The organism is Gelidibacter sp. (assembly GCF_035515035.1).
Taxonomy (GTDB): domain Bacteria; phylum Bacteroidota; class Bacteroidia; order Flavobacteriales; family Flavobacteriaceae; genus Gelidibacter.
In genome coordinates this window covers 1-8,044 of record NZ_DATJCA010000130.1, presented here as the reverse complement: position 1 = coordinate 8,044, position 8,044 = coordinate 1, and the positions used below count along the sequence as shown (strand labels likewise).

Here is an 8,044-nt window from a genome sequence, read left to right as displayed (position 1 = left end):
CCGCAACCTTTGCTATCCAGAATGCTCAAAAGGATGCTTTGATTGTGATTTGTAGTGATGTCATTCCATATGCCTTAGAGCTTGCTCAAAAGTTGAAAGAGGAAGAAGCCAGTCGACTCTATGAGTTTTCCACGAAGGATATCCCCAATCAATAAAAAAAACCGAGGCATTTCTTAATTTGAAATGCCTCGGTTTATATGGATGAAGGTTATTTTAAAGTTTTGTGGTTAGCAAGTCTTAACCTCTCTGGTTCTAATTTGCAGACTCTTTCTGTATGCCTTGATGCTAATAAGGTCGTTACTTTTCTTATAGCTTAAATTGACCACGTCATTTTTAGTAAACGTCCCAAAAGCGATTTGGTTTTCTGTAATTTGATGAATGGTGACGGTTTCAATGGTAATTATTTCATTTTGTTTTACGGTTTCAGCAGTAGCATTTTGACCAAAAGTTAATACTGGTAAAGTGATTAGTGCGATAAGGATTAAAACTTTTTTCATCTCTAAAACGTGTTTTGATTTATAATTACATGTCAAAGAAACAACACAATTTGAGTAGATTATAATATATTAGATATAGAACATCGATAAACGGTTAAGTTGAAATATCACTCAAAAATCATCGATGAAATACACAAATGTAGCGAATAGCTCAATAAACATGGAAGCGACCAATGACACGATACATAGATAATAAGTTCAGTGACCTGTTCAGTCGACAAAAGGTAAATCAATTTAAGATTGGAAATACTACTTATAAAGAACGCATCAAAAAACTAGATGCGCTTCAAAATGTTTTGGAGTTTACCTCTAAGCAAAAGATCAGGGATGCGATGTACGCCGATTTTAAAAAACCTTTTTTGGAGACCGATCTCACGGAAATTTATCCGGTACTCACCGAAATTAAATTTGCTAAAAGCAACTTGAAGTCTTGGATGAAAGATCAAAAAGTGGCTACACCTTTGGCATTACTTGGCGCTTCATCTTATGTCAAATACGAACCTAAAGGGGTTTGTTTATTAATCTCACCTTGGAATTTTCCCATCAACCTCACTTTTGGTCCATTGGTTTCGGCAATTGCAGCGGGAAACACAGTTATTATTAAACCTTCCGAAATGACTCCCAATGCTTCAAAGGTGATGGCAGATATTGTATCGGAGCTATTTAATGAAGATGAAATCGCGCTTATTGAAGGTGAAGTTGAGGTGTCAACAGAATTGTTGAAGCTCCCATTTAACCATATCTTTTTTACGGGCTCGCCGCAAGTTGGTAAGATTGTCATGAAGGCGGCTTCTGAACATTTAACTTCCGTGACTTTAGAACTGGGAGGGAAGTCGCCCACTATTATTGACAACTCTGCCAATCTTGAAACTGCGGTTAAAAGAATAATTTATGGAAAATTCACCAATGCTGGACAAACATGTATTGCACCGGATTATGTGCTTTTGAAATCGGATTTGAAAGAACAATTTACAAAACTGTTTAAATCTAAAATTTCAGAATTTTACTCAGAAAATGTTGAGAGTTCAGATTCATATTCCAGAATTGTCAACGCCAAACATTTTGAACGTCTGGTATCTTATATTGATGAAGCAAAACTCAAGAAGAGTGAAATCGCTTCGGGAGGAACTTATAATTCAAGCGATAATTATATAGAACCTACTTTGATTTTTGATATGCCAGAAGATTGCAAGTTGATGACAGATGAGATTTTCGGCCCTATCCTACCGGTTAAAACCTATTCAGCTATTGAGGAAGCGGTAGATTATATCAACTCGAAAGAAAAACCGCTGGCATTATATATCTATAGCAAGTCTAAAAAGAACATCGACTTTGTCATGAATAATACCAGAGCCGGCAGTGGTTGCGTGAACCATAACCTCCTCCAGTTCTTAAATCATAATCTTCCCTTTGGAGGCAGTAATAACAGCGGCATTGGTAAGTCACATGGATTCTATGGCTTTGAGGCTTTTTCCAACCGACGTGCGATGATGAAACAGCACACCCTAGGCGCCACAGATTTTTTGATGCCTCCTTATACCAATTTTAAACAGAAGTTGATTGATTTGACATTGAAGTGGTTTTGAGTTCAGTCTTCAGTTTTCAGTGGCTGTTTTCAGTATCTGAGAATTGAACTTTATTCACAAAGTTCAGCGAATATCTGCGTCATCTGCGGGAAAACAGTTGCAGGTTTCAGTCGCAGTTTCCGTCACAGCTTTTATTTATTATGTTTTCATTGATTTATATGGTCACCTGTTTTCTACTGTTTATAAATCCGTAGTAAAGAATATAGGTGTAGCATAAAATAACAAAAAATAATGCCGATTTAAATCCTATCTGATCCGTTAAATACCCAAATGTTGGCGGAATGATAGCACCTCCAACAATAGCGGTACATAGCATCCCTGAGGCTTTTGGCTTCAATGATCCAATACCATCAATGGCCAAAGTAAAAATCGTTGGGAACATAATAGAGTTGAACAATCCTACCGCCAAAATACTCCACATGCTCACCAAACCTGTGGTGCTTATGGAAATTAGAATCAAGGATATGGCAATGGTAGCAAAAATGCCCAATACCTTTCCTGGCTTAATAATTCTTGTCAGATATGCGCCTGCAAATCGGCCGATCATTGCACCAGACCAATAAAACGTTACAAACACCCCAACAATGGCTTTGTCGTCACTTTCGGTAATCCCTGTACTTAAAATGCCTTCAACTATCGATTTCATAAAGCCATTTTGTTTGATGACTTCTACCATATTCATTTCTAAAAAGTAATTGACCAAATAGCTTCCAATAGCTACTTCTGCACCAACGTAGAAGAAGATACCAATAATGCCCATAACGAGATTCTTATGTTTTAAGGCATCTCTATATGATCCTACGGCAGTTTCATTGATCAGCTTTGGAAGTTTTGCGAAAAAGAAAACACCGGCAATGATGAAGATAAAAATAGCCAATCCCACAAAAGGCTTTTGAACCGCTGAGGCCTCAGTGGCGAGATAAAGACCTTTTTCAGCGTCGGTTAAAATTGCAATTTCATCGCTGGTCTTAATTTTATCACTTAAGATGAATAACGCGCCAATGATTGGAGCAATAGCTGTGCCCAAGGAGTTGAACGCTTGTGAAAGATTCAAACGGCTTGAGGCGCCATCTTCTGTTCCTAAAACCGCTACATATGGATTGGCCGCCACTTGTAGGATGGTAATCCCGCCTGCCAAGATGAAATAAGCCACCATGAAAATTCCAAATATTCGGTAGGAAGCTGCTGGGTAGAAAAGTAAGCATCCCAATGCCATGGTACATAATCCTAAGATAATACCTTTTTTATAACCAATTTTAGTTAGGATATAACTCGCTGGAATAGACAGTAAGAAATAAGCACCAAAAAAGGCAAATTGGACCATTCCTGCCTGAAAATAAGTAAGCGTAAATAATTCTCTAAGTCTTGGAATGAGAGAATCAACTAAAACGGTAATGAATCCCCAAAGGAAGAATAATATGGTCAATAATATAAAGGAAGAACGATAGGATTTTGGTTGATTCATAATGTTAATTTCAAAGTTTTTAATTCAAAGTTCCAGATTTAATTGTCTTAGGTTAAATGATGTTTTAGGTTCAATTTGTGGTTTTACTACTTCTTCTTATGCCACCCGCCCGAACGCGCCTTCTCGGTACGGATTGCGACTCCCTTCTGCCTACTCTCACTGCCCCACTGCCGACTGAATACTGATCTCATCCACAAAGATCCAGCTTTTGCCATTGTCTTTATAACCCACGTGCCACTTAGGAAGTCTGCCCAGTTTTTTAGCCACAAACTTCACGTATCTTGCGTTTTTATCTTTCAGATCAAAAGTCATCGTCTTAATTTTGACCTCTTCAGAACGATTAATTGCGTGAATGCTTTGCTTTCCTACCAATTGAAAGTTTTGATTATCGGCTGAAATATAACATAAAACCTCAGTAGGATAAAAGATAAAAGAACGTTGGTCCTGTAAAAAGTTGACATTAACAGACTGGACGGTCATCTCTTCACCCAGATCAACAATGGCCACCACATCTTTATCCTCATAGCCTTGCCAGGTGCCTGATCGGAAATCTGTGGAGCCTTTAATGCCATCAATTAAAGCGTTAGGTCCACCAGCATTGTATTGATTAGCGTAGGTGGTTTTGAGTTCTATGGAGCGGTTGGGATCAATTTTATAAAAATCAGTCGCGACCGTTGCGGATTTTTCGTCATCTTTTTGAGAATACACCTTTAAAGTTGAAGGCTCCGAAATGATAAATGGTTTTTCGTATTTGATATAAATGGAATCGTTTAAGGTGTAAAAAATATCCGTTTCTTTTTGCGCATTTTCCAATACAACCTCCGTTTCACCTTTAAAGGCGATATCGCCTTTTGCGATAAATGGAACGGGAACTATTTTAAAATAATCGATGGATGTGGTCGGCACATCATCGTCGTCAGTGCCCCAATCTGATGGCGAATCGGTCATATAAAACTCCAAAATACCACCAGATAGAATATCCTTTGAAGTAATATAGCTTTTATGCAATCGGCTACCGTTAAGCCGGACGTAATCTATGTACTTGTTGGTGTCAGAGAGATCAAACGCTTTGATGGTAAAGTTTTTTCCGTTCTCAAGATTGATAGTGGCTTTATCAAATAACGGCGTTCCAATAATATACTGATTGGAGCCTGGCGTCACCGGATAAAAACCCATGGAGGAAAATATGTACCATGCACTCATTTGGCCGCAGTCTTCATTTCCTGCAATACCGTCAGGCTCATTTTTATAAAGCTCCGTTAGGATTTGATGGACTTTCTCTTGGGTTTTAAAAGGTTTATTGACAAAATTATAAAGGTAGGCCATGTGATGGCTCGGTTCATTGCCATGGGCGTATTGGCCTATGAGCCCAGTAATATCTACCATGTTACGTCCTGAAGTTTTCTTTTCTGCGTTGAACAAACTGTCCAATTGCGCTTCCAATACCTCTTTTCCGCCTAATAGTTCCATAAATCCAGAAACATCCTGTGGCACATAAAAACTGTATTGCCACGCATTGGCTTCGGTATAATTAAAATTCACTTCATAGGGATCAAAAGGGTCAAACCAAGTGTTTTTGAAACGGCCTCGCATGAATTTTGTTTCGGGATCAAAGACGTTCTTATAACTTTGGGCACGTTTCATAAAGATTTCATAGTCATCCACTTTTTCCAAAGCGTGGGCCATTTTAGCAATGGTCCAATCGTCGTAAGCGTATTCCAAAGTTTTCGAGACGGATTCGCTTTCATCTTCAACAGGAATAAATCCAAATTCTTTATATGATTTTAAGCCGAGATGATCTTGATTGGCTGAATGTTTCATCGCTTTAAAAGCTTTTTCGGCATCAAAACCTTTTATCCCGGTTAGGTAGGCATCGGCAATTACAGGAACGGCATGGTAGCCAATCATCGTGCCAGTGTAATTGGCACTTAAGTCCCACATAGGTAAGATCCCGCCCTCATCGTATTTTGCGATAAGCGTGTTGACAAAGTCACTGGTGCGCCTACGTTCAATAAGTGTGTATAGTGGGTGCGCTGCCCGATAGGTATCCCAAAGTGAAAACACGGTATAGTACTTAAACCCTTTGGCATTATGGATTTTCATGTCCATGCCTCGATAACGGCCATCCACATCCTGATAGATGTTGGGTACAATCATGGTATGGTACAACGCTGTATAAAAATTTGTTTTATGGTCTTGGTTGTCCGTTTCAATAATGATTTTTTCCAATTGATTTTCCCAGACAGTTTGCGCTTTTTCCTTGACCTGGTCAAAGGTTTTATCACCGATTTCAGCTTCAAAATTCTTCTTGGCACCAGCTTCATCCACGGCGCTGATGCCAATTTTCACGTAGACAGGTTCGTTTTTGGGATTGTCAAATTGGAATACTGCTTTTTTATTGGTCAAGTTTTGTTTTCTTGCAATTAAATCGACGGACACGGGGTGTGAAAATTTAATATAATAGAACAATTTCTGATTGGTTGCCCACGCTTTGGAGTGGCGATAACCAGTAATTTCAGTCCGCGAAGTTTGCTTGATTTTTGAGGCCAAAAGCTGATCGCGATGTTCTAGATCTAATACGATAATTTGATTTTTTGCCGTTGGAAATTGGTATTTATGGATGCCACTGCGCTCTGAAACCGTTAATTCTACATTAATGTCCGTGTCTTCCAAATGCACTTGGTAGTAACCAGGTTCCGCTTTTTCCTTGTCGTGTGAAAATTTTGAGCGATAGCCTTTTTTTCCGTCACTCCCATTGTTGAAAACAACTTCATTGGTGGGCATGAGTAAAATATCACAATAATCATTTATACCAGTGCCACTGAGATGGGTGTGTGTAAAGCCGTAGATGTATTCATCACTATAATGATAGCCAGAAGCAGCGTCCCATCCGTCAAGGCGGGTGTCTGGGCTTAATTGCATCATTCCAAATGGCATGGTTACGCCAGGATAAGTATGACCATGACCGCTTGTACCAATAAAAGGATTGACCAATGACACTAAAGATTTATCTTTTTTAGCTGGCGTTGTTTTAGGATGGTCAGAACAGCCTATAAGTAGGAATAGAGCTGTGAAAGCTAAAAAAAATGACTTCATCATTTAAGGGATTGATTTTGCAGCGGAAATATACTAAATCTTAAGGGACGGTTAAATTTTATCTCAACATTTTAATACCGGTATAATTCATTTATCTTTGAATAAAATTGCTCTTATGTTACGCTGGCTTGTATTTACCATTTTTTATATTCTTATCACGCTATATGGTTTTCAGGCTATTAGGACGCTTACCAAAAACACTTGGATCTACTATGTTTTTATTGCGATAGGAGTGATCATAGCGGGTAACTTAATCTTTCAATTTGCCTTTGGCGCTGGAGGGCGCGTACTTTCACCCTCAAAAAGTTATGCTTTCGGCTTTATTTTAACCTTCTTGTTTTTTAATGTCGTCTTGATCTTTTTTCTCTTTGGGGAGGATATAGTGCGTTCGTTTATAGCGATCTATTCTAAGTTTTTTACTTCTAAAGAATCGTTGTACATGCCTTCAAGACGCAAGTTTGTAAGCGGCGTGGCTGTGGGAATTGCGGCGATTCCTTTTGCTGCAATGCTTTATGGAATGTATAAGGGCAAGTACAATTACAAAGTCATTAAACATACCTTACATTTTGATGATTTGCCCGAAGCTTTTGATGGGTATAGGATTACACATATTAGCGATATCCATTCTGGAAGCTTTGACAACCGACCCGAAGTGGAGCGTGCCGTAAACATGGTCAAACAGCAAAACTCTGATGTCATTCTTTTTACTGGAGATTTGGTCAATAATAAAAGTTCGGAATTATTACCATGGATGGACTTGTTTTCTGAACTAAAAGCTGAGGATGGCGTGTTTTCTGTATTGGGAAACCATGACTACGGCGATTATATTGATTGGGATTCCACCTCTGAAAAGGAGCAAAATCTGGAGGAACTAAAACAGCTTCAAAAAGACTTGGGCTACGATCTTTTGCTCAATGAAAACCGATTTATTGAAAGGGACGGACAGCGTATTGCAATTTTAGGATGTGAAAACTGGGGGAAAGGTGGATTTAAAAAATCAGGCGACTTAAATAAAGCTGCGGAAGGCGTGCGCCCTGACGATTTTAAAATATTGATGACCCACGACCCAAGCCATTGGGATGAGGTGGTGATTAATGATGATTACCATTACCATTTGACTTTAAGTGGACATACCCATGGCATGCAGTTTGGCATCGAAATTCCTGGATGGATCAAATGGAGTCCAATCAAATACCGTTACAAACATTGGGCAGGGGTGTATAAGGAAAAAGGACAATACATAAATGTCAACAGAGGTTTTGGCTACTTGGGCTATCCAGGTCGGGTTGGGATTTGGCCAGAGATCACCGTGATTGAACTTAAAAAAGGCCCCAATAACAGGATGGCATAAAGTCTTTATTGAGCATCCCGGTCTTATCAGAAAAGAGTGATGGGGCAGG

At 39.0% G+C, this 8,044-nt stretch carries 5 protein-coding genes; 2 read left to right on the top strand and 3 right to left on the bottom strand.

Features of this window, described 5'->3' with window-relative positions; all coding sequences use genetic code 11:
* Window positions 1–227: 227 nt before the first annotated feature.
* On the bottom strand, window positions 228–497 hold the full coding sequence (locus VLZ86_RS10860) for a hypothetical protein (protein WP_325451205.1): 270 nt from the start codon (window positions 495–497) through the stop codon (window positions 228–230).
* Window positions 498–670: 173 nt separating this feature from the next.
* Here VLZ86_RS10860 and VLZ86_RS10855 point away from each other — a divergent pair, with 173 nt between their 5' ends.
* On the top strand, window positions 671–2,083 hold the full coding sequence (locus tag VLZ86_RS10855) for an aldehyde dehydrogenase family protein (protein WP_325451203.1): 1,413 nt from the start codon (window positions 671–673) through the stop codon (window positions 2,081–2,083).
* Window positions 2,084–2,237: 154 nt separating this feature from the next.
* Here VLZ86_RS10855 and VLZ86_RS10850 read toward each other — a convergent pair whose 3' ends face one another.
* Both VLZ86_RS10850 and VLZ86_RS10845 read right to left on the bottom strand, forming a co-directional pair.
* Complete coding sequence (locus VLZ86_RS10850) at window positions 2,238–3,548, bottom strand: sugar MFS transporter (RefSeq protein WP_325451201.1); 1,311 nt, start codon at window positions 3,546–3,548, stop codon at window positions 2,238–2,240.
* Between the two features lie 156 nt (window positions 3,549–3,704).
* The gene (locus VLZ86_RS10845) at window positions 3,705–6,647 is read right to left on the bottom strand and encodes a GH92 family glycosyl hydrolase (protein WP_414652552.1); all 2,943 of its coding nucleotides are present in this window, start codon (window positions 6,645–6,647) and stop codon (window positions 3,705–3,707) included.
* A 112-nt stretch (window positions 6,648–6,759) separates the two neighbouring features.
* Here VLZ86_RS10845 and VLZ86_RS10840 point away from each other — a divergent pair, with 112 nt between their 5' ends.
* Window positions 6,760–7,995, top strand: coding sequence for a metallophosphoesterase (locus VLZ86_RS10840; protein ID WP_325451199.1), 1,236 nt, complete (start codon window positions 6,760–6,762; stop codon window positions 7,993–7,995).
* The last annotated feature ends 49 nt before the right edge of the window (window positions 7,996–8,044 follow it).